This window comes from Fervidibacillus halotolerans, assembly GCF_026547205.1.
Taxonomy (GTDB): domain Bacteria; phylum Bacillota; class Bacilli; order Bacillales; family Caldibacillaceae; genus Fervidibacillus; species Fervidibacillus halotolerans.
In genome coordinates this window covers 399,864-422,169 of the sequence record NZ_CP106877.1, presented here as the reverse complement: position 1 = coordinate 422,169, position 22,306 = coordinate 399,864, and the positions used below count along the sequence as shown (strand labels likewise).

The window sequence follows — 22,306 nt, the reverse complement described above, 5'->3', positions numbered from 1 at the left end:
ATTATATTTTAATATATTTACTATTTGTGTTAATCAAAAAATAGATTAAAATATATCATGTTATATATTTACATAAAAGGAAAACTGTGAACAACCTATTTCTTATTACGGGCTACTAAATGAAGAGTAAGGAGTGGACTTTTTATTATTAAACGATTTAGTCTCTTATCGTTAACATCTCGTTAGGGGGAAATTTCATTGCATGTTTATAACTTGAAATATAAGTATAAAAAAGCAAAAGATTATGTGTTGAATGGTGTTCATTTTACGTTAAAAACGAAAAAGCTTAATGTGATTGTTGGGCTTAATGGTGCTGGAAAAACAACATTATTTGATTGTACCTTCTCAGTAGAATTGATAGAAAATTATATATCTTTGATGAACCGACAAGTAGTGTTGATCCTTCATCAAGACTAAAAATTATGAATAAATTAAAGAAATTAGTTAAAAACCAGCGTGTCTGTTTAATTTCAACACATCAACTTCAAGACTTATCTTATATTGACTCGCATTTAATTTTTCTACATAAGGGTAAGGTTCTCTATGAGGGTGATTTTGAAGAATGGTTAAAACTTTTTAACACAATTAACCCAGATGAAGCATTTACAAAAATGATTGAACAGGAATCCATTTCATCATCTAATGAATTTTGACACTCACAATTAGGTCTGACTGGGCTAATGGTCTTGTTTCCTCTAAAAAGCATCTTTATGCGGTACAGAGGATGAAAATTGTCTCCCAAATTGAGACGAGAGAGGACCACCAATAAGATGACGGTAGTAAGACAATCGCCGCTTAACAACCCACTAAAAGGGAAATTTCGGTAACAGTAATTTTATCGAATGGTACGGTTGTAAATGAGTTTGTTTCAAATTGTTAATGCTTGCCGAACATTGTGTCGACAAGCATTTTTATTATGTACGAAACAATTCATTTTTTGTTCGTAACATAGACTGATTACTTGAAAAAACAATTCTGCTCCTTGCTAGTGTAAAGATAAATATCCTAATTTTCTAAAATCAGTAAATCGAGCTTTTCAATCTGCTTAAAAAACTTATTTAACAATCCTTTCTCATTATGCAAACATTCAGAATGTGCCTTTGGATGCAAGTTTACTGAATAGATTACACATTGATCATTCAAGTTAAAAACAAATCCCTCATTTTTTTATCCATAACTGGACATTGATTTTTCAATATTTGTTTTCTTCTTTTTGCTATAAATTTGTACAGTCCATCTCTAAATTTTACAGGAATCATTTTACAAACGAGCATCGGTTTAAAAAACGGATGGATTGTCGCCAATAGGTGAATGATTGCATCAGAATACAAATATTGCTTTTCATTGTAAAAAAATATAACACTATCAAACTGAACACAATCAGGGCAATTCTTCTTCGTCCAATCACTTTGAAGATCTGTAATCCGCAAATTCGGATTTGAATTAAACCGGACGATGAATCGAATCAGTCGGCTACATACACTACATTCCCCATCATATATTAATACGTGCATCCATCTCACTCCATTAACAATCGGCCTAAAAACAGATATGTAAAAAGGATTGAACACGATTTGAAACGAGAAGCCAATTGTTCCTTTCCAATAGTTTTTACTATAAATATTGTATGATTAACCGTTTCATTTCGTCAATTGAAATCCGAATGGATGGCAAAAGGAGTAGTCCGGAGAGAGATTGGAAAGCCCTTTTTCCAATTAAAATCCGAATGCATATCAAAAGATTCCTTTTCCCGATCAGTAATTCGATGATAAACATCTTTTCTGCATCCAATTAAAAATGGTTTTCAAACTTTCAATCGATTATGATTCTTACAACTCCAAATACAACATCGAGAATTGGCGAAAAAAATCGGAATAATTTGTATATTTTTTATTGAATGATATATTTTAGAGTGTTAAGATAATGGATGAAAACGTTATCATTATGAAGGAGGGGTTTTGATGAGCCAAACTGCAGTGCAATATTCAGAAAAAGTGGAGAAATTTTTATCCGGTACAAAAAAATTGTACATTAACGGGGAGTTTGTAGAAAGCGTTTCCGGAAAAACCTTTGATTCATTTAATCCGGCTACAGGAGAAGTTTTGGCAAAGGTGTACGAGGCAGGACCTGAAGACATTGATAAAGCAGTTAAAGCAGCAAGAAAAGCCTTCGATGAAGGAACTTGGTCAAAGATGAGTGCAGCAAAACGCAGCAGACTTATGTATAAACTAGCGGACTTAATGGAAGAGAATAAAAATGAATTGGCCGAATTAGAAACGTTAGATAATGGGAAGCCAATTCGGGAAACAACGAACGCAGATATTCCCCTTGCCATTGAACATATGCGTTATTATGCCGGTTGGAGTACGAAAATTGTCGGTCAAACGATTCCTGTAAGCGGCCCATTTTTTAATTATACTCGCCACGAACCGGTCGGAGTTGTCGGACAAATCATTCCGTGGAATTTCCCACTACTTATGGCTATGTGGAAATTAGGAGCTGCTTTAGCCACCGGTTGTACCGTCGTATTGAAACCAGCTGAACAAACACCTTTATCAGCACTTTATCTAGCAGAGCTCATCGAAGAAGCAGGATTCCCAAAAGGAGTCATTAACATCGTCCCCGGATTCGGTGAGACTGCAGGACAACCGATTGTCGATCATCCCCTCGTTGATAAAATTGCCTTTACTGGATCTACGGAAGTCGGGAAACTCATTATGAATCGAGCTTCGAAAACGTTAAAACGAGTCACGTTAGAATTAGGTGGTAAATCACCAAATATTATTTTGCCCGATGCAGATATGTCGAAAGCAATCCCCGGTGCATTAAATGGGGTTATGTTTAATCAAGGACAAGTCTGTTCCGCCGGGTCCCGTGTATTTATCCAGAAAAAGCATTATGATAACGTAGTTGCTGATATGGTAAGCCATGCCAAGGATATTAAACAAGGGGCAGGAATAATGAAAGATACGGAAATGGGTCCCCTCGTATCGACAGAACAACAAAATCGGGTGTTAGGATATATTGAAAAAGGATTAGAAGAAGGAGCAGAATTGTTAACAGGTGGTTCTAAACCATTCGATGAAGGGTATTTCGTATCACCGACGATTTTTGCGAATGTTCGAGATGAAATGACGATTGCGAAGGAAGAGATTTTCGGTCCCGTGATTTCCGCACTACCTTACGATGATTTAGATGATTTGATTGAGCGGGCCAACAACAGTATGTATGGACTTGCAGCGGGTGTTTGGACAAGGGATGTGGCAAAAGCCCATTATATCGCATCGAAACTAAAGGCTGGCACCGTATGGGTCAATACGTATAACGCCTTTGATGCAGCAGCCCCCTTTGGTGGATATAAGCAATCGGGAATCGGTCGAGAAATGGGATCATATGCTCTAGATAATTATACGGAAGTAAAATCCGTATGGATTTCATTAAAATAGTTAAGTATAGGGGTCAAGGATCGATTTTACCTTGGCCCCTTTTTCTATCTGGCTCTAGATTTTATTGGAAATAGTTGCAATAAAAAATGATTGACTGTGGAAAAATTTTCCGTATGTTTTAATCCTTCCCATTCTTTTTCTTACCAACGATTCACGACCCGTTCAGCAAACCCTAATAAATTTTTCACTTCAATTACCTTTCCATCATTCAAAACTGCCTTACCCGTAAAATAGCCGAAAACTTGATGTTGATCGCTAGCGATTACTCCAACGGAAATCGAATCATTCCGGTCGATTATTGGCTCAAAATCCATTTCAAATCGGCCATCATTTGACGAAAATGTCCATGGCTTCATATAGGCAAAGTTTTTTCCATTCTCATCCTTCTTCGGAATATGAAAGGTAACTTGATCTAGTTTATGGGCAATTCCATCATAAAAAACCATATTTTCCGTAGCTTTCGATGTATCACCAAAACCGTACCCTATATTAAACCCAAATTTTTTCCCGTTGATTATTCCAGAAGCTGAACCCCAATACCATGTATTTTTATAAGTCCATACGCCTCTTCCCCAATCGAACGTTCCAAAAGAACGGTCGGGAAGAAATTCATATTCTTTTTCTCCAAAATACACTTTTCCCCGAGCAGTTAAACAATTAATTTTCCGATTGTAATAAAAGGCGTTTTTCTTATCTGGAAAGGGAATGGCAATGACCATCGAGTCTCGAGGTTCATCTGACAATAGGAATTCACAATGAAAATCCTTCTTTCGATCTAAATTTTTCATCGTACACTCGAGATGCCGATCTTTTCCTTTCTTAAAAAACGCCATTTCAACTCGATGATCTTTATATACGATATCCCCTTGCGTAGACGAAGAAGGAAGGTTTAATTTACCGAATGTTAAAGGTTTAATAACACTCGTTGTTTTATACCACTTCTGCTTGAAATCGATCAATGAAGCGCTTAAAAAGCCGATGTATGAATTATCCGCTATCGTCAATGCTACTGCATAATCATCGTTCGTAATTAAATAATAGTCCCATTCTTTAATGCGCCACGGACTTGCTTTGATATCTTTCCTTCGATACTCAAAAATCGGCTTCCTTGCATATCCAATTTCCGCTAATTCTCCATTTTCATTTAAAAGACGTACCGGCTTTTTAATTTCCCTTTGCATTCTCCCCACTCCCCCATTTAAAATAAATATGTCGAAGGAACCGAACTGGGTCGAAGGAACCGGAACCTTGACCCACCACCTGAGCCAAAAGAACCGGAACCTCGTCCCAGGTGGGTCAAAGGAACCGGAACCTCGACCCACTAGATTAACCCCGGTCAAGTTGATAAAGTTGTCGATATCTCTCATCCGTTTCCATCAATTGTTTATGGCTACCGCTCATTTTAATCCTACCTTTATCCATAAAAATAATCTGATCCATTTTTTCTAGACCAATTAAATGATGGGTGATTAAAATAACCGTTTTTTCTTTCAATACGTTAAACATCGTTGATAGTAGATCCAGTTCTGTTTCCGGGTCTAAACCGACCGTTGGTTCATCCAAAACAACGACAGGCGTATCTTTTAATAAAATCCGTGCGAGTGCAATCCGTTGCCTTTCCCCGCCAGAAAACCGTTGACCTGCCTCTTCCATTTGCGTATCTAGCCCCTTCGGAAGGGAATGGATATATTGATCCAATCCAACTTGACGGATGACCCTTTCTATTTCTTCTTTCGTCGCATCTTCTTTTCCAAGACGTATATTGTTTTCAACTGTCGTTGCAAACAAATACGGTTTTTGGTTTAATACCCCTACTAAATCAAAAATTTGATCCCCATATTTTTCCGGTGGTGTGTCATCGATCAATATTTCACCCGTTTGGGGTGAACGGACGCCTAACAATAACTGTAACAATGTTGATTTTCCTGAACCGCTCCGACCTAATATCGCAATTTTTTGGCCATGAGGAATACTTAAATTCAACGATTTTACCGCTTCTTCTTTACCACCATCATATTTATAGGAAACATTCTTTATTTCAATAACCGGTTTTTCTCCAAGTTTAACCGATTCCTCTTTTTTCTGTTCTTTCGGTACCGTTTTATTTATTTGATCAATTCGTTGCAAAGACTCTTGGTACGATGGAATCCGTTCAACCGCATGGGATACAGGAATCAGACTTTCCAAAATCGGAAAGGTAACGAGGGTGAAAGACGCAATATACGTAGGCAAAATATTGCCTGACATTGCTTCATGTCCTGCCCAAAATCCGACAAAAATAGTGATCAGTCCACTTATGACATGCAATTGGAACGTACGGGATTGGTTCCAGAAAGCTATTTCCCTTTGAGCTTCATGGGTTTTTCCACTCATCTCCACATATTTACGAATAAATCGTTCCTTTTTCCCGCTAATCACCCAGTCGCTAATTCCAAGTACCGCATCGGTTAATGCCCGATATTGATCGCCCTTACTTTCCTTTTCCTTCATCTGTTTCTTTTTCAAAATATATAAAGAAAAAAGTGGGTATACAAAGATGATCACACTTAAACAAAGGAACATCCATAAGGCAAAAAGCCAGTCGTATACAGCCAAAGTAATAACAGAATACAGTAATAAAAATAAAGCGGTAATCGTAGGGAAAATCGTCCGAATATATGCATCTTGCAAATGTTCAATATCATCTGCTAACGTGCCTATTAAATCCCCGGTTTGAAATCGGGAACGGACGAACAAAGCTTGAGGCTCCAACATATCATACAGTTTCACCCGCATAGAAGATAAAATCTTCAACACTGCATTATGTCCGGCGAGCCTTTCCAAATAGCGGGCAACCGGCCGAGCGATCCCAAAGGCCCGAACAAGAACGACGGGCACATAGATCATAAGGATATTCAAAGGCATTTCAGCCGCACGGGTTATTAAATAACCGGATGTAAAATTTAATAGGGAAGCGGCAAGGACGGTCATCATTCCTAGCAAAATCGTCGTGATCATCATCCATTTATACTGTTTTATATACGGAAAAATATATGTTTTAAACAATGTCATATCGCCCACCTCCCTGATGAGCTTGAACGAGACGGTAATATGCACCTTTTTTATCATACAGTTGGCTATGGGTACCTCTCTCGACGATCCGTCCCTTTTCAATAACGATGATTTGATCCATATTTTTCATCCAATGAAGACGGTGAGTTGCAAAAAAGACGAGTTTATTTTCCATTAACGGTAACATCATCCGTTTTATATCATGTTCCGTTTCAATATCCAAATGGGCAGTCGGTTCATCGAAAATTAATATCGGACGATTTTGTAAAAGACCTCTCGCCAGTGCAATCCGTTGTTCTTCCCCACCGCTTAAACTTCGTCCCCCTTGGCCGATCCGCTCTTCAAATCCGTTAGGAAAACTCTCAATTAGTTGAAGTAGTCCCGTTTTTTCTGCGACCGCCTTTACCTGATCCATCGATGCTTCCGGCTCGTACAGACGAATATTATCGGCTACAGTCCCTGAAAAGATATACGGATGTTGTGGAATATACGCAACTTGATTTAACCAATCGGTAATGGAAAAATGAGGCATCTTTAATCCGTTTACGATCAACGTTCCTGCAGTTGGTCGAGAAAATCCAGATAAAATATCTATAAGGGTCGATTTACCTGCACCGGAAAGTCCAACGATACCGATTTTCTGAAATCCATTAACTTCTATATCAATCGGATTTAGAATCGATTCCCCATCCTCAGATTTCTTCTCCAATCCTTGTACAACCAGCGTACTTTTTCCGTTCCAACGACCGATTGGAAAAGTCAATTCTTCCAACACATTTTCTTCATCCAGCAGGCAATGAATTTGTTTCCCTGCTTCTTTCCCATCCATCGTTGCATGATAATCGTTACCGAAATCTTTTATTGGGAAAAAGTACTCCGGTGCCAATATTAAAATCGTTAATGCTGGTTCGAAAAGTATATTTCCTTCAATTAATCGTAAACCGAGTTCGACAGCGACGACCGCTACAGACAGGGTTGAAAAAAAGTCTAAGGAAAAACCAGATAAAAAGGCAATGCGCATCGTCTTGATCGTTGCGATCCGAAATTTATCACTCACCGTTTCGATCGAATCTCTATGTCTTTTACTTCTACCTAAAAATTTCAATGTAACCAACCCACGCAGTGAATCGACAAAATGGCGGGATAATAAAATATAAGTGCCCATTTGTGAGTTGATTTGTTTTTTCGCAGCCAGCCCTAGCAAGATTAAAAAAGCAATCATGATTGGAATAACGAGAGCAAGAATAATACCTGACAATTTATCCATCCAAAATACGTATAGAAAAATTGGAATAGGGATTGCTAACATTGCGATCATTCTTGGGATAAACAGTTCGAGGTACGTTCGGAAACTCGGAATTCCTTCGATGGCAAGGGTTACAAGATTTCCCGACCCGTGTTTTCCCACGGCACGAGGACCGAGTTGAAAGAGACGGTTGATGAGTAGTTGTTCCATATGCCTTGCCGTATCGTCAGCAAATCGATAAGCAAGTCTAGATTTCCACCATTGAAGAAGATGTCGAATGGTATATAAAACTAGAAAATAGGCGAAAGAAGAAAGGACTGCAGAGGAAGCAGCCCCTTCATACATGCTGACTATCGCCCGTGCCAAATACACAGCCTGACCGATGATGGCCGCTGATTGACCTAGCGTAATGAAAGCAATGATCACTATTAATTTTTTACTGCCTTTATATTGCAAAAGGTTTTTATCCATTAGTACTCCAAGTGCTCCTTATTCGTTACTCTTTTACGGAAAACATAGTAGCTCCACACTGTATAAGCTAACACAATCGGAACAAAAATTCCAGCGACGATCGTCATGACCTTTAACGAATAAGCGCCAGATGCAGCATCGTACAACGAAATGCTATAAGATGGATCGACCGAACTAATCATCACGTTCGGGAACAAGACGACGAAGAAAGAAGCCGTCACAAGTATTAATATAAGACCGGTCATCGTAAAACTGAGTCCTTCTTTCTTATTCTTCAACAATGGATAGAGGAATAAGTAAAGGACAACGGCAACGCCATAAACAGGAATTAATATTGCCCCTCGGTCCGCAAAGGCTTCTGTGTACATCGCTGTCGATGCAATGAAGACGACAACACCTAAACCTGTTGCCAAGTACATTTTTTGAGCAACTTTCCTTGCCCGTTCACGTAGATCTCCATCCGTTTTAAGAGAAATGAACATTAAACCATGTAGATACACTAGCATAACAAAAACGATACCGCCAATAACCGTATAGACGTTTACTAAGTCACCGAAAAAGCTTGCGTTCATTTCCATATCGGCATTAATCGGAAGACCTTTGATTAATCCTGTAAATAGAACGCCCAATAAAAATGGTGGCAAAATACTTCCTAAAAAGATCGCCCAATCCCACGTTTTAAACCAATTTGGATTATCGTGTTTACCACGATACTCAAAGGCGACACCACGGGCAATTAGCGCGAGCAACAATAGGACGAATGCTAAGTAATAACCGCTGAATAATGTTGCATACCAGTGGGGGAAAGCCGCAAACATCGCACCCCCTGCCGTCAGTAACCAAACCTCATTTGCATCCCAAAAAGGACCGATCGTATTAATTAATACCCGTCTTTCCATATTATTTTTTGCCAAAAACTTCGTTGCCATTCCAACACCAAAGTCGAATCCTTCTAAAAATACGAATCCGACAAACAATACCCCGATTAACACGAACCATAATTCACTTAGTTCCATTATCCGACCCTCCCTGTGCTAAACGGATCCGCAACGTTCGCATCCTCCGTATCCGGTGCGTACGGTCCTTGTTTGTTTACCTTGACGAACAAGAAGATCATTACGATTGCAAGAATCGTGTAAATTAACGAAAATGCAATGAGTGAGAACAAGATTTGACCTGACGATACACTTGGAGATACCCCTTCTGCCGTTAACATCAAGCCATTAACTACCCATGGTTGACGTCCAATTTCAGACATAATCCAGCCGAATGTATTTGCAATATACGGAAGGAATATGGCTGGAATCATCCATTTTAAGAATCGTGTGCTGGTCGGAAGTTTTTGTTTCCAGTTTAAAATCAAGCCGATCAAACTTAACAAAATCATTAGCACACCCGCCGCAACCATGATTCGAAAACTCCAAAATGTCGTTTTCACCGGCGGGATATAATTTCCTTCTCCATACAATTGTTCATATTCTTGTTGGATTGTATTCATTCCTTTTACTTCACCGGAAAATTTACCATAAGACAAAAAGCTTAAAGCATACGGAATATCCCATTGGAATGTGTTTTCTTTATTGTCCGTATCAATACCAGCGATGACTGTCCATGCAGCCGGATCTCCGCTATCGTCCCATAACGCTTCTGCAGCAGCCATTTTCATAGGTTGTTCTTTAACTAAATATTGGGCCTGTGTATGTCCAGAAAAAGCAACACCTAAAGAAGAAACGAAACCGATAATTAATGCAATGACAGCAGAACGTTTAAAGAAGTCTACATGGCGCTTTTTCAACAAGTTCCATGCGGATATACCTCCAACTAAAAAGGCAGCTGTTGTTAAACTTGCAAAAATCGTGTGCGGATATGCAACGAGTAGTTTTTCATTTGTCAACACGCCGAGAAAATCATTCATTTCCGCACGGCCATTTTGGATCGTATATCCAACAGGATTTTGCATGAAGGAGTTTGCTGCCATAATCCACAAGGCTGAAATTGCGGTACCGAACGATACGAGCCAAATGGATAATAAATGAATTTTTTTCGGAAGACGATTCCATCCGAAAATCCATAGACCGATAAAAGTAGATTCCAAGAAGAAAGCAAGTAATGCCTCAATTGCTAACGGGGGACCGAAAACATCTCCTACAAAACGAGAATAATCAGACCAGTTCATACCAAATTGAAATTCTTGTATAATTCCAGTTACTACACCTACTGCAAAGTTAATTAGGAAAAACTTCCCCCAAAACTTCGACATCTTCTTGTAAATTTCTTGCTTTTTTACCACATAAAGCGTCTCCATGAGTGCAACGATAAAAGCTAAACCGATAGATAACGGTACGAAAAAGAAGTGAAACACAGTTGTGGAAGCAAATTGAATACGAGCTAAAATCAGTTCGCTCATTTTTTTCCCTCCCATTATTTAATTGGTACCATACTTATATAATAATTAATTTTAAATAACATGAACTTGAATATTGTTACGAAATTCAAACCATTATACGAAAGATTTTTGACATTTTTTTAGGTGAGAAATGAAAGGGTTCTTATTATTTGACAAAGTGAAAAATTCATGGTAAACATACCCAATTTATACGAATAGAAATTTTCCAATCAATTTTCAAATAATCTTCCTAGTTCTCCTTTTGTTCAACGGCACCCAAATTTTCATTTGTTCACGCGATCAATCAAAGACATGGACAAACCCGACCGTTGACCGATTTAAAGATGCCAACGGACTTTCTCATTTAATGAAGGGTTTTTCTTTTAAAAAGAACGCTGGAAGATTCCAATTCAAGAAACAACAATTTCCTTCCATTTAAACAAAAAATAACCGTGGAACCCCTACTAAAAAATGCACTCTTTGACGTTTTATCATTTGCGCTCATTTTCCTGATTATTCCCCATAACGCAAGAATGAACATTTCCCCATTAATGAATACGATTAAGTTGAAAATCCATGTTTAAAAAACGGTCGTCAATTCCACAAAAAACGAACATTTTATAGTACTTTCTATTCATTGACATCGTTTTTTCAATAATGTATATTACATATGGCGAATGATTTTATTTGTTTTTATAAAAAATATTCGTTTTGAGGTGCGAATGATGGAAAATATTTTTGATTATGAAGATGTTCAACTCATTCCTGCGAAATGTATCGTCAATAGTCGAAAGGAATGCAATACGTCCGTTACATTCGGTAAATTTACTTTCCGTTTACCAGTAGTACCTGCGAACATGCAAACGATCATCGATGAAAAAATTGCAATCTACCTTGCTGAAAATGGCTATTTTTATATTATGCATCGCTTCCAACAAGAAAAACGTTTGGCATTCGTTAAAGAGATGCAAGCCCGCGGTTTATTTGCTTCCATTAGCGTTGGAGTCAAAAAAGAGGAATTTGCCTTTATCCAGCAATTGGCCGATCACGGATTATCACCCGAATACATTACGATCGATATCGCCCACGGTCACTCCATTTCCGTCATCCAAATGATACAACATATTAAAAATCTACTTCCTGATACGTTTGTAATTGCTGGAAATGTGGGAACTCCCGAGGCAGTACGCGAATTAGAAAACGCTGGTGCAGATGCAACAAAAGTAGGAATCGGTCCTGGAAAAGTATGTACGACAAAAATAAAAACCGGTTTTGGAACCGGAGGCTGGCAATTAGCTGCTGTTAACTGGTGTTCGAAAGCCGCAAGCAAACCGATTATTGCTGATGGAGGAATTCGCACCCATGGAGATATTGCAAAATCGATCCGTTTCGGTGCTACAATGGTTATGATCGGCTCCCTTTTTGCAGGCCATGAAGAATCCCCTGGAAAAACGGTCGAAGTGGACGGAAAATTGTACAAAGAATACTATGGTTCCGCCTCCGAGTATCAAAAGGGAAAAAGGAAAAATGTGGAAGGAAAACGGATGCTTGTAAAATGTAAAGGTCGACTCCAACATACGTTAACGGAAATGGAGGAAGATCTTCAATCGGCCATATCTTATGCAGGAGGAAAAAATATAAACGCCTTGAGAAAAGTAGATTATGTCGTCGTGAAAAATTCTATTTTCAACGGTGATCGTATTTAAAATATAGATAAATCGAAGTTGAAGAAACTTCGATTTTTTTATTCTTTTCAACACTTTTTCTTATCCTTTATGTAACAAATCAAAGATCGTTCTCAATTGGCCGATCGGAATTTGACCTGGGGCAGAAGACGTCTTTCCTGAAGCGAAGGTCGCAGCAGAGCCATATAATCCGGCAGCCATTCGGCTAATCATTCCTAGTTTCCCCATAGAAATCGCAATAAAGGGCCGGGTAGCGTATTTCGTTTTCATATCCCATGACGCTTCCATTAACGTCATCACATCATGAAAATCCTTTGGCATCACGGCTATTTTCGTCATATGTGCCCCCGATTGTTCCATCGAACGAAAGCGATCGATGATTTCTTTTTTCGAAGGTGTATTTTGAAAATTGTGGTGGGACATTAAAACAAAAACCCCGTTCTTTTCCGCTAAGTCAACGAGTGAATCAATGAAAGGCTTTGCTATGTTCCATTCGATATCAATTACCTCTATTTTCCTTGAACATATGACTTCTTCCAATAATTTTTGATAATACGAAACGGATGCATCCCCACTTCCCCCCTCTTTCTGCGTTCGAAAGGTGAAAAGTAGTGGTAAATCGTATGCCTCCGTTCGTATTTCGGATAATAGATGTCGGACGGACGGTAGGTCTCCTACTTTCCTATAAAAATCCGCCCGCCATTCAATAATATCCGGATTCATCGATTTCACGTTACTTAATTCCACTAGTAAATCTTCATCGTTAAATTTCGTTAACGGGACGATGACTTTCGGTAATCCCTCTCCTATAACCGTCTTACCGATCACAATCGATTTCATACCTACGTCTCCTAACAAAATAAAGTATGGTGTTTCCAAAACATTACATATTGTTTCAATCTAAGTATATCAATCGTTTAACGGAAATGAAATCGAATCGTGTCCTTTACGATTTAAATGCAACTTCCCTCAATTGTTCTGCTGATGTTCGAACACGATTCGTCGCCCCTTCAATATCTTTCACAGCCTTATTCAGGTTTTCAATTTGTTCGTAAACCGTTGACACAACGGAACCACTTTGTTCGATGGAATGAACGACTTTGTGGAACGATTCATTTCCTTCACGAAATGTATTCGTACCCGTATAGACCAATTGTTGCATTTCTTTCACCATATGAACCACTTGTTTCGTATCATTGTCGGTTGTAGTTATGATCGACTGAATTTCAGAAATCGAGTTTTTCGTTTGTTCAGCTAGTTTTTTAACTTCTTTAGAAACGACAGCAAATCCTCTTCCATGTTCACCGGCTCGTGCCGCCTCAATTGCTGAATTCAGGGCAAGTAAGTTCGTTCGGTCCGCAATTTCTTGAACGATATAGACGATTTTAGCAATTTTTTCTGACGATTTTCCAAGTGAATCGATTGTTTTCGCCACATCTTCAATCATCTGTATAATTAAATGTACCCTTTCCATACTATCATTTAATTTTCTTAAACCTTCTTGGGCAAATGTTTTTGCAGTTAGAGCCTGTTGGTTGCTTTCTGTTGTCCTTTGATTAACTGTATGGAATTCCTTACTTACTGTCTCCACCGAGCTTTCGGTTTCTTGAGCTAATGCGACGAGATTTTCACTGACCGACATGATTTCATTTTTCATGTCTTCTTTCCCTTTCTCATACTCCCTTTGCAGTCCCTTCATAATTTCCTCGTCGTATGCTTGTGACATACTCCCACCACCTACGCTTCGCTTAGAGGTGGGGGTTCTCGGGTAATCCCATCTCATGATGGAAAGTTGACCGAGCGATCCCCGTGTGCCCCACGGTTCGAGGACAAGTTAGACTATCGCTAATCGTTTCATGCCCTCATGTTTGATATTGATTGCTGCATTGACGTCCCTGTCGCTTTCGAATCCACATTCACAGCGGAATGTACGCTCAGAAAGCGATAGAGACTCCCTGACTTGACCGCAACACGAACACGTTTTGGATGAGGGAAACCATTTGTCGATTTTGATCAGTTTCTTCCCCTGTTCTTCCAATTTGTACTGAAGGAAAGAGGTGAACATGCCCCAGCCGTTGTCATGAACGCTTTGACCGAAATGGAGGGCTTGTGACATCCCTTTCATGTTGAGGTCTTCGATGACCACGCAATCATAAAGTTTCGCTAATTTGTGCGACTCCTTATGCAGAAAGTCTTTTCGTTGATTCGCAATTTTTTCGTGCAACTTGGCTACTTTCAGACGCTGTTTGTGCCAACGGTTGGAACCTTTCTTTCTGCGTGATAGAATGCGCTGTTCCTTTGCTAATGTTTCCAATGCTTTACGATAGAATCGAGGATAATTGGCTCTCTTACCCTCGCTATCGACATACAACGTGTTCATGGAAAAATCTAAGCCAACAACCGTTTGCACTTCTTTTGATACAGGTTGATGTTCGTACTCTGTAAGAATAGAAATATCGTATTTTCCTGTTTTTGTTTTCGTGATCGTACAAGCTTTGATGATATGGTGGACAGGAATCTCCCGATGTTGCTTGAACTTGACCCATTTCAGTTTGGGTAACTTGATATAGCCATCTGAAAGCTTAATGTTGCCATTGACCACATTTGTCGTGTACGACTGTTTCGCCTTGCGGTTTTTGAACTTTGGAAATCCAGCACGACCGGAAAAGAAATTTTGAAACGCTTTCTGCAAATTCAATTGGGCGTTTGCCAGCGCAAGGCTATCCACTTCTTTAAGCCAAGGAAACTCCTTTTTGTACTTGGCAGGGGTCGGAAATATTTGTTTTTTCAAAGCTTCTTTGTCGTCTTTGAACTTTTCATAAATTTGTATGCGTTCTTCAAGCATTTTGTTGTAAACGAAACGGACACAACCAAAGGTTTTGGCGAGCAGTTGTTCTTGTTCTTTTGTTGGGTACAGACGGAACTGATAGGCTTTGTTTACCATATCGACACCCCATCACTTCATACCTTGATTTTCTATATATTTTTTTATTACTTCAATGGGTGCACCACCCGTTGTAAGCAGGCAAAAGCTTCTTGACCAAAAATATTCTTTCCACAGTTTTCTTTTCACTTGCGGAAAATGCTTTTTGATCAGTCGATAACTTGCACTTTTATAAGCATTGATGAACTTTGACAGTTCACTATTCGGATGTGCTTTGAACAAAATATGCACATGGTCCATATCGTGATTCCATTCGACCAAGGAAATATTGTAATTTTTACCCAGTCTCACAAACATATCTTTTGCATAGTCAGATATGGTATCATCAATCACTGGTCTGCGATATTTTACAACCAGAACAAGATGATAATACAACGAGAACACTGAATGGTTATTATTGTCTAATTCCATTGATAAAACAGCGTTTCATTTTTCTAAGACTGATTATATCATAACACAAAAAAAGAGACAACTCATACCTACGCCTAACCGAAATTCATCTCCCACTTTCACTTCGTTTAGAAGTGGGGGACTTCTTTCGGAAAGATGTTAAAAGGAAAAAGCGTAATCCTTTATAACTTTATTCAATCCCATATTTTTCTGCTTGTAATTTATATAGTTCAAAATAGTATCCTTGTTTTTTGATTAATTCAGAATGGCTACCTACTTCAACAATTTTGCCATCTTTCAGCACTACGATTTTATCTGCCATCTTAACTGAAGATAATCTATGTGTTATTAGAAAGACTGTCTTATCTTTAGATAACTTAATAAAAGATTGAAATACCTCATGTTCACTTCTAGGATCTAATGAAGCAGTTGGTTCATCTAAAATAACAATAGGTGAGTCTCTTAAAAATGCACGAGCCAGAGCTACCTTTTGCCACTGGCCACCTGATAAATCCGTACCTCCATTAAAAATCTTTCCTAACATTTGTTCTAATTTATTCGGTAATTGATCTAAAACCTGATTTAGATTACTATTTTTGATGGCTTTCCAAATTTCTGCTTCCTGATCGATCTTTGTTAAATCACCAAGGGCAATATTTTCCCGTAATGTCAAATTGAATTTCGAAAAGTCCTGAAAAACAACACTGATATGCTCTCGTAATGAATGTATATCATAGGATGAAATGTCCACACCGTTAATATGAATCGTACCCTCAGTAGGATGATAGAATCTTGTCAACAATTTAATTAAGGTTGTTTTTCCAGCCCCGTTTTCTCCCACAAGTGCGATTTTTTCACCACGTTTAATATTTAAGTGAATATTCGACAATGCGTATCGATCCGTTTTAGGATATTTAAACGATACATGATTAAAAGTAATTTCATAATCGCCTTCTTGCAAATTTAATTTTTTTGTTCCTGAATTGACAATAGGCTTCAAAGATAAAAAGTTGAAAAATTTTTCCATATATAATAGGGTATCGTATAGCAAACTTGATTCTTCAATCATATTTGAGAGGCTTTGTCTTGCTAAAAGTATGGATGAAGAAAAAATAAGAATATCTCCAGGAGTAAAAATGCCATGGGTCGCTTGTTCAATTACCCACCAAAAACTAAAGCCAATACCAATTAATCCAAGCAAAACTAACAATATGGAATAAATTGCTTGTTTGTATCGGACATTTTTAATATCCCGATGAATTTTATAATAGACTTGGTCATATTTATTGATAAAAAAAGAACTTAGGTTGAAGAGCCTTACTTCCTTCGCATGTTCTTTTGATAACATAACCGAACTATAATATCTCAGCTTTCTTGAATCAGGACTACGGTCTACCATTGTTTCAAAAGCTTCCCGTTGTAAACGATAACTAACAAATGCCTGCGGAAGAATTGAAATGAGTATAATTAAAGAAATAAATGGGTGGAAACTTGTTAATAGAAAAAGCATTGAAATACCAGAAATACCATTTCTAATGACACTCGTTGCAAACACCATTAAATTAACAGGTCTCCATGCGGCCTCTTGTTCAATCACTTGAATATTATCGTAAAAATTCGAATCCTCAAAGTAATATAAGTCATTTAATTTCGAGGATTTTTCCATCAATTGTCTATTAATATTGTATATTAATTTATCAGTAAGTAACCCTTGGAACGTCATTTCTATTGGACTAATTATTGAACTTAAAAATGAAGCAAGTAACCAAAATATAAAGAAAATCATTAAATTCGTAAAGACACCTGTTGAAAGCTCATCGATCATACCTTTTGCTAACCACAAACTTAAAGCCGGTAATATACCCTGTAATGGTACGGTAATTAATAATATTGTTGTGTATAATTTTGATGACTTCCAAAATATAGGGAAAGATTTTATAAATAGTAATAAAAATTTTTTAACCGTTTTTACAATTTTCATATTATCATCCCCATTAACCTAAGATGAATATGGACGAGACTTGTAATCTCGCCCTTTTAGAATTATCTCCAATTTTTAGGATTCATAAATTTAGAAGTAATATAGTCATATTTATCATCTGTAATTGGTTCAATAGATTCAACTACATATCGTTCTCTCATTGGTTTATCTTCTAAGTATCTTATATTTGCTTTATACCCTTCTTCAAGCGTTACAATTGGAAATCTTCTACCTCTTTCATCATATTCCCAGACTTCGACTTCATCAGATAGAGCGTAAAATGCATCAAGATCAGACTCTAAGTTTTCAAAAAACATTGTTGTAAGACATTGTACATAACAACTTGTCCTATACTTTCCACCACACATAACAATTGGATGTCCGCCTAGTCTCCCTTTATAAACCTCTCCATAGAAAACTGGGGCAATTCCCAATGCGGTCAACTCTAGTGAAAACTCGGAGTTTTCCCCCAAACGGAACATTAAACCAATATTATCTTTGATTTCTACTTTGGAGTCATTTGATACTATCAGTTCATTAACTCCTATAATTGTTCCTTCAACGAGAGGGGTTTTTCCTTCACTTAAATACAATTCTGCAAAATTACCATCATCTCTAGTTTTTACACATGTTACCCTGTAAGTTTATTTTGGAAAATAAGCTAATTCTCCTTTTTTTAGATGGGCCTCATGTTCTCTAACTTTTAGATAATGACTTTTTTCTAACAGCATAATCAAAAATCCTCCTTTTTTTTGAAAATACTGCTTTATAGATACTTTTATAGGTACTGATCAGCACCGATTATATACTTTGACAATAAACAGGAAATTCCTTCTATTTTGTAAATTTTAATTATTCATTTTTATTATTAAATGCGATAAAAATTTCTTATTGTTGATTCCTTAATTCTTCTTTATCGAGTATAATCAGCCGAAAACCACCGTACACTTTTATTGCAAGGGGGAAAATATGCAAATTACAGAAATAAAAAAATCCCGGTCTAACCGGGACAATTCTAAACAATTTTTTCCGCCGACGTTCCCCATGCTTTTTTCTTTTTTCTTCCTGGAACGAGTTTCTTCTCCAGCCACCCCATGAGAAAATCAGCGATAATGGCCATAAGAGCGGTAGGAATCGCACCGGCTAAAATAATCGCCGTTCCATTGGAAGCATTCGTTCCCCGCAAAATAATGTCTCCTAATCCACCAGCTCCAATAAACGTACCGATTGTGGCAACACCGATTGTAATTATCAGTGCGGTACGTAAACCTGCCATAATCACCGATAAGGAAAGGGGCAATTCCACCATTCGAAGCACTTGAAATTTCGTCATACCCATTCCCTTTCCAGACTCTAAAAGGGCATGATCGACATTTCGAATACCTGTGTATGTGTTTTTTATGATCGGAAGTAAGGAATACAAAAATAACGAGAACACTACCGTATTCGGACCGAGTCCCATGACGAGCATAAGGACCGCTAACATGGCAAGGGATGGAATCGTTTGAATAATATTGGCTAATGAGAGCACCCAAGGACTTAGCCGATTATGGTGAGCGATGAAAATACCGATTGGAATACCAACGATGGCAGCAAATAATACGCCGTAAGCGGACATTAAAAATTGACGGAAAAATTGGTCCCAAACGTACCATCCATTTTCGGAATAGTAATAAAGTACCTCTCTTAATGTTTCCACTTATTCCGCCCCCTTAAAATAATCGTTTTGTTCCAAAAATTCTCGGGCAATGACAGCCGGTTCCCGCATTTTCCCATCTGCTTCATAGTTTAGTTGTTGCATTTTTTCCGTACTTATTTTTCCTACTAACTTGGAAAGCACGCCTTCCAATTGTGGATATTTTCTTAAAATCTCATTACGTACGACCATCGACGTATCATACGGAGGGAAAAATTGGCGATCATCTTCCAACAATTGTAAATCGTAGGCGGCAATACGTCCGTCACTCGTATAGGCTAAAACGACGTCCATTTCATTATTTTTCAACGCTTGATAGACAAGACCGATTTGCATCGGATAAATTTTCGGAAACTCAAACCCGTATGCTTCAATAAATCCTTCATATCCATCTCCTTCCCGATGAATCCAAGAATTATCAACACCGAAACGAAGGTCATTTGCATACGGTTCTAAATCGGACACCTTTTCGAGACCGTATTTTTCCGCCAACTGTTTCGTCACCGTAAATCCGTATGAATTTTCAAAACCGTACGAATCAAACCATGTTTGATCCCATCGTTTTTCAAATTCCCGTTGCACAATGGCTAAAGCTTCCTCCGGGTCTTTTACCGCACTCATCCCCAATGCACCGGCTAAGTCTGTTCCCGTATATCGGGTTGCAGTAATATCCACATCCTCCTCGAGCATCGCCTGATGTTGCACGATGGATGATCCTAAATTATTGACCATCACCACATCCAAATCCGTATAATATTCAATGAGCTGTTTTATCATTTGACCCATAATTTGTGACTCCGAGGTAGTGAGCGTTCCAATTTTAATCGACTCTTTCCCTGATCCCCCTAAACCGGGCAAAGAGCATCCGCTGATGAATAAGAGAGAAATGAATACTAGGACAAAGCGAATTTTCGTCAATCTCTTCATCGTTCCATCCCCCTAGCTTTCATCCTCCGAATGCCTTTCGGTGTCACCCATTGTTCCACCTTATTTAAGAAAAGATCCGTAATTAAAGCTAAAATTGTTACGGGAATGGCACCGGCCAAAATAAATTCCGGCTTGTATAAATTCAATCCACTAAATATATAATCGCCAAGACCTCCCGCACCGATGTAAGATGCTAACGTCGCCCATCCGATTAAAAAGACGGTCGACAAACGGATTCCTGCCATAATGACCGGCATCGCTAAAGGCAATTCGACAAGTCGAATTTTTTCCCATTCCGTCATCCCCATTCCGAGACCTGCCTCAAGTAAATCTTGTTTCACACCAGTAATCCCTGCATACGTATTTCGCAAAATCGGTAATAGGGAATATAAAAATAAAGCGATAATCGCAGGTACTTTACCAACACCTAAAAGCGGAATAAAAATCGCTAAAATGGCAAAGCTTGGGATCGTTTGAATAATCCCAAAAATCCCCATAATAAATCCAGCAACCTTTCGATTTCTCGTTAATAAAATACCTAAAGGTACTGCGACGATTATCCCAAGCCCAACTGCAATTAAAGAAATATATAAATGTTCACCGATTTTAACCAACATTTCAAATCCGTATTCTTTTAAAAATGAAAACATCTTTTCCATATCAATATCCCTCCCTTTCAACAAACGATAAATAAACGGGGATCTTTTTATGAATGGACGCCATTTTCCACTCCGTTTCCTTCTCCCCAAATGGAATCGTATACAACATCGACTAGGTTCGCCCTCGTTACAATGCCTACGAGATGATGTTCGTCATCGACGACTGGAACATATTTTATCCCTTTATTCAAAAATTTTCGGATCGTGTCTCTTACCAAGGTTCCTGTTTTTACAGCATATATATCCCGTTGAACAATTTCAGAGACGACTTTTGCTTTTTTTCGATTTATATCGATGTTTTCAACGTCGATATAGCCTTCCAATTTTCTTTCTTCATCAATAACTAACAATGTATCGACTCTACGGTTTTTCATAATTTTAATTGCATCTGTTAACGAGACATCTCCATTTACTGCAACCGGAGCTTGGTTCATAATTTGGTCGACCGTTTGGATATGTGGTCTTGCTTGTGCCAGTCTTTCTTTTCCGATAAATTCTTCTACAAAAGTATTTGCCGGATTTCGTAAAATTTCATCCGGTGTATCAAATTGAATGAGTCTACCTTCTTTCATAATGGCGATCCGATCTGCTAGTTTTAAAGCTTCATCCATATCATGGGTAACGAAAACGATCGTTTTCCCGAGTTTTTGTTGCAGTTTTTTAAATTCACTTTGTAATGAATCCCGTGTAATCGGGTCTAAAGCTCCGAAAGGCTCGTCCATTAAAATTAACGGTTGATCCGCAGCTAAAGCACGTAAAACTCCGATACGTTGTTGTTGCCCGCCACTTAATTCAAAGGGGAAGCGATCGAGAAAATCAGGGGTCATATCGACGAGGGTTAATAAACTTTTCGCTCGTTCTCGTCTTTTTTCTTCTGGCCATTTCAATAGTCTTGGAACGAGGGATATGTTTTGTTCGATGGTCATATGGGGGAATAATCCGATTTGTTGGATAACGTATCCAATTTTTCTTCTTAATTTCACCGGGTCGATATCTAATATGTTCTCGCCGTTCAAATAAATATTCCCTTCCGTCGGCTCAATCAGTCGATTAATCATTTTCATCGTCGTCGTTTTTCCACAACCACTCGGTCCAATTAATACGATGAATTCCCCTTGTTCAATTTCAAAGGTCAAATCATCCACTGCCCGCTTTCCTTTTTTGTAAATTTTCGAGACGTGGTCAAATTTTAACAATATCAAAACACCTCCAAATTTTTATACAATTATCCATCTTACTTTATTTTAAACTTTCATTATATAAAATATAAAGTTTACATATTGTACATATTATATAAAATACATTCATAAAATATTGTTTACATCGTTTCATAATAAAAAATCGTAACATTTCCCTTAAATACGCTTTTATGCTCCTGTTTCCGGACATTTAGTTTTTATAAAATATGTGGTACATTAACTAAT

19 protein-coding genes are annotated in these 22,306 nt (G+C 38.0%); 3 read left to right on the top strand and 16 right to left on the bottom strand.

The genetic code is table 11. The features are described from left to right. Nucleotides 1–198 precede the first annotated feature (198 nt). A complete protein-coding gene (locus OE105_RS01910; protein WP_275421057.1) occupies nucleotides 199–417 on the top strand; it encodes an AAA family ATPase in 219 nt (72 codons plus the stop codon). 722 nt (nucleotides 418–1,139) lie between these two features. Here the strand turns inward: OE105_RS01910 and OE105_RS01905 are convergent. Further along, entirely contained in the window at nucleotides 1,140–1,514 is a 375-nt protein-coding gene (locus OE105_RS01905) for a thiol-disulfide oxidoreductase DCC family protein (RefSeq protein ID WP_275421056.1), read from the bottom strand. A gap of 447 nt (nucleotides 1,515–1,961) precedes the next feature. On the opposite strand from OE105_RS01905, the gene OE105_RS01900 reads away from it, so the two are divergent. Continuing rightward, nucleotides 1,962–3,446, top strand: coding sequence for an aldehyde dehydrogenase family protein (locus OE105_RS01900; RefSeq protein ID WP_275421055.1), 1,485 nt, complete (start codon nucleotides 1,962–1,964; stop codon nucleotides 3,444–3,446). Between the two features lie 140 nt (nucleotides 3,447–3,586). Here OE105_RS01900 and OE105_RS01895 read toward each other — a convergent pair whose 3' ends face one another. The 5 genes from OE105_RS01895 to OE105_RS01875 all read right to left on the bottom strand — a co-directional run bounded on the left by OE105_RS01895 (nucleotide 3,587) and on the right by OE105_RS01875 (nucleotide 10,621). After that, entirely contained in the window at nucleotides 3,587–4,627 is a 1,041-nt protein-coding gene (locus OE105_RS01895; protein ID WP_275421054.1) for a DUF2804 domain-containing protein, read from the bottom strand. A 145-nt stretch (nucleotides 4,628–4,772) separates the two neighbouring features. After that, nucleotides 4,773–6,497, bottom strand: a complete 1,725-nt coding sequence (cydC, locus tag OE105_RS01890) for a thiol reductant ABC exporter subunit CydC (RefSeq protein WP_275421053.1) — start codon at nucleotides 6,495–6,497, stop codon at nucleotides 4,773–4,775. Beyond that, a complete protein-coding gene (cydD, locus tag OE105_RS01885; RefSeq protein WP_275421052.1) occupies nucleotides 6,484–8,214 on the bottom strand; it encodes a thiol reductant ABC exporter subunit CydD in 1,731 nt (576 codons plus the stop codon). The genes cydC and cydD overlap by 14 nt, the downstream gene beginning before the upstream one ends. Continuing rightward, on the bottom strand, nucleotides 8,214–9,230 hold the full coding sequence (gene cydB, locus OE105_RS01880; protein WP_275421051.1) for a cytochrome d ubiquinol oxidase subunit II: 1,017 nt from the start codon (nucleotides 9,228–9,230) through the stop codon (nucleotides 8,214–8,216). Before cydB ends, cydD begins: the two co-directional genes overlap by 1 nt. Then, complete coding sequence (locus OE105_RS01875; RefSeq protein WP_275421050.1) at nucleotides 9,230–10,621, bottom strand: cytochrome ubiquinol oxidase subunit I; 1,392 nt, start codon at nucleotides 10,619–10,621, stop codon at nucleotides 9,230–9,232. The genes cydB and OE105_RS01875 overlap by 1 nt, the downstream gene beginning before the upstream one ends. Before the next feature lie 704 nt (nucleotides 10,622–11,325). Between OE105_RS01875 and guaC the strand changes: the two genes are divergently transcribed. Beyond that, nucleotides 11,326–12,306 (top strand): GMP reductase, encoded by a 981-nt coding sequence (gene guaC / locus OE105_RS01870; protein ID WP_275421049.1) that lies wholly within the window; start codon nucleotides 11,326–11,328, stop codon nucleotides 12,304–12,306. 60 nt (nucleotides 12,307–12,366) lie between these two features. Here the strand turns inward: guaC and aroD are convergent, their stop codons facing one another. The 10 genes from aroD to OE105_RS01820 all read right to left on the bottom strand — a co-directional run bounded on the left by aroD (nucleotide 12,367) and on the right by OE105_RS01820 (nucleotide 22,078). After that, nucleotides 12,367–13,125 (bottom strand): type I 3-dehydroquinate dehydratase, encoded by a 759-nt coding sequence (gene aroD, locus OE105_RS01865; RefSeq protein WP_275421048.1) that lies wholly within the window; start codon nucleotides 13,123–13,125, stop codon nucleotides 12,367–12,369. Nucleotides 13,126–13,231: 106 nt separating this feature from the next. Further along, nucleotides 13,232–14,011, bottom strand: coding sequence for a methyl-accepting chemotaxis protein (locus tag OE105_RS01860; RefSeq protein WP_275421047.1), 780 nt, complete (start codon nucleotides 14,009–14,011; stop codon nucleotides 13,232–13,234). Nucleotides 14,012–14,119: 108 nt separating this feature from the next. Continuing rightward, on the bottom strand, nucleotides 14,120–15,229 hold the full coding sequence (locus tag OE105_RS01855; protein WP_275421046.1) for an RNA-guided endonuclease InsQ/TnpB family protein: 1,110 nt from the start codon (nucleotides 15,227–15,229) through the stop codon (nucleotides 14,120–14,122). 12 nt (nucleotides 15,230–15,241) lie between these two features. Beyond that, nucleotides 15,242–15,640 (bottom strand): IS200/IS605 family transposase, encoded by a 399-nt coding sequence (tnpA, locus tag OE105_RS01850; RefSeq protein ID WP_275421045.1) that lies wholly within the window; start codon nucleotides 15,638–15,640, stop codon nucleotides 15,242–15,244. Between the two features lie 169 nt (nucleotides 15,641–15,809). Continuing rightward, on the bottom strand, nucleotides 15,810–17,600 hold the full coding sequence (locus OE105_RS01845; protein ID WP_275421044.1) for an ABC transporter ATP-binding protein: 1,791 nt from the start codon (nucleotides 17,598–17,600) through the stop codon (nucleotides 15,810–15,812). 62 nt (nucleotides 17,601–17,662) lie between these two features. Continuing rightward, nucleotides 17,663–18,193 carry a hypothetical protein gene (locus OE105_RS01840; RefSeq protein ID WP_275421043.1) on the bottom strand — a complete coding sequence of 177 codons (531 nt, stop codon included), beginning with the start codon at nucleotides 18,191–18,193 and terminating at the stop codon, nucleotides 17,663–17,665. Nucleotides 18,194–18,615: 422 nt separating this feature from the next. Continuing rightward, a complete protein-coding gene (locus OE105_RS01835) occupies nucleotides 18,616–19,299 on the bottom strand; it encodes an ABC transporter permease (protein ID WP_275421042.1) in 684 nt (227 codons plus the stop codon). Continuing rightward, the gene (locus OE105_RS01830; protein WP_275421041.1) at nucleotides 19,300–20,223 is read right to left on the bottom strand and encodes an osmoprotectant ABC transporter substrate-binding protein; all 924 of its coding nucleotides are present in this window, start codon (nucleotides 20,221–20,223) and stop codon (nucleotides 19,300–19,302) included. Continuing rightward, complete coding sequence (locus OE105_RS01825) at nucleotides 20,220–20,882, bottom strand: ABC transporter permease (protein ID WP_275421040.1); 663 nt, start codon at nucleotides 20,880–20,882, stop codon at nucleotides 20,220–20,222. Before OE105_RS01825 ends, OE105_RS01830 begins: the two co-directional genes overlap by 4 nt. A 47-nt stretch (nucleotides 20,883–20,929) precedes the next feature. Then, nucleotides 20,930–22,078 (bottom strand): betaine/proline/choline family ABC transporter ATP-binding protein, encoded by a 1,149-nt coding sequence (locus OE105_RS01820; protein WP_275421039.1) that lies wholly within the window; start codon nucleotides 22,076–22,078, stop codon nucleotides 20,930–20,932. Nucleotides 22,079–22,306: the final 228 nt, after the last annotated feature.

Excerpts from the sequence above, each read along its gene's own strand:
- OE105_RS01905 (WP_275421056.1), bottom strand. The coding sequence starts at position 1,514 with ATGCACGTATTAATATATGATGGGGAATGTAGTGTATGTAGCCGACTG.
- OE105_RS01900 (WP_275421055.1), top strand. The coding sequence starts at position 1,962 with ATGAGCCAAACTGCAGTGCAATATTCAGAAAAAGTGGAGAAATTTTTA.
- OE105_RS01895 (WP_275421054.1), bottom strand. The coding sequence starts at position 4,627 with ATGCAAAGGGAAATTAAAAAGCCGGTACGTCTTTTAAATGAAAATGGA.
- cydC (WP_275421053.1), bottom strand. The coding sequence starts at position 6,497 with ATGACATTGTTTAAAACATATATTTTTCCGTATATAAAACAGTATAAA.
- cydD (WP_275421052.1), bottom strand. The coding sequence starts at position 8,214 with ATGGATAAAAACCTTTTGCAATATAAAGGCAGTAAAAAATTAATAGTG.
- cydB (WP_275421051.1), bottom strand. The coding sequence starts at position 9,230 with ATGGAACTAAGTGAATTATGGTTCGTGTTAATCGGGGTATTGTTTGTC.
- OE105_RS01875 (WP_275421050.1), bottom strand. The coding sequence starts at position 10,621 with ATGAGCGAACTGATTTTAGCTCGTATTCAATTTGCTTCCACAACTGTG.
- guaC (WP_275421049.1), top strand. The coding sequence starts at position 11,326 with ATGGAAAATATTTTTGATTATGAAGATGTTCAACTCATTCCTGCGAAA.
- aroD (WP_275421048.1), bottom strand. The coding sequence starts at position 13,125 with ATGAAATCGATTGTGATCGGTAAGACGGTTATAGGAGAGGGATTACCG.
- OE105_RS01860 (WP_275421047.1), bottom strand. The coding sequence starts at position 14,011 with ATGTCACAAGCATACGACGAGGAAATTATGAAGGGACTGCAAAGGGAG.
- OE105_RS01855 (WP_275421046.1), bottom strand. The coding sequence starts at position 15,229 with ATGGTAAACAAAGCCTATCAGTTCCGTCTGTACCCAACAAAAGAACAA.
- tnpA (WP_275421045.1), bottom strand. The coding sequence starts at position 15,640 with ATGGAATTAGACAATAATAACCATTCAGTGTTCTCGTTGTATTATCAT.
- OE105_RS01845 (WP_275421044.1), bottom strand. The coding sequence starts at position 17,600 with ATGAAAATTGTAAAAACGGTTAAAAAATTTTTATTACTATTTATAAAA.
- OE105_RS01830 (WP_275421041.1), bottom strand. The coding sequence starts at position 20,223 with ATGAAGAGATTGACGAAAATTCGCTTTGTCCTAGTATTCATTTCTCTC.
- OE105_RS01825 (WP_275421040.1), bottom strand. The coding sequence starts at position 20,882 with ATGGAAAAGATGTTTTCATTTTTAAAAGAATACGGATTTGAAATGTTG.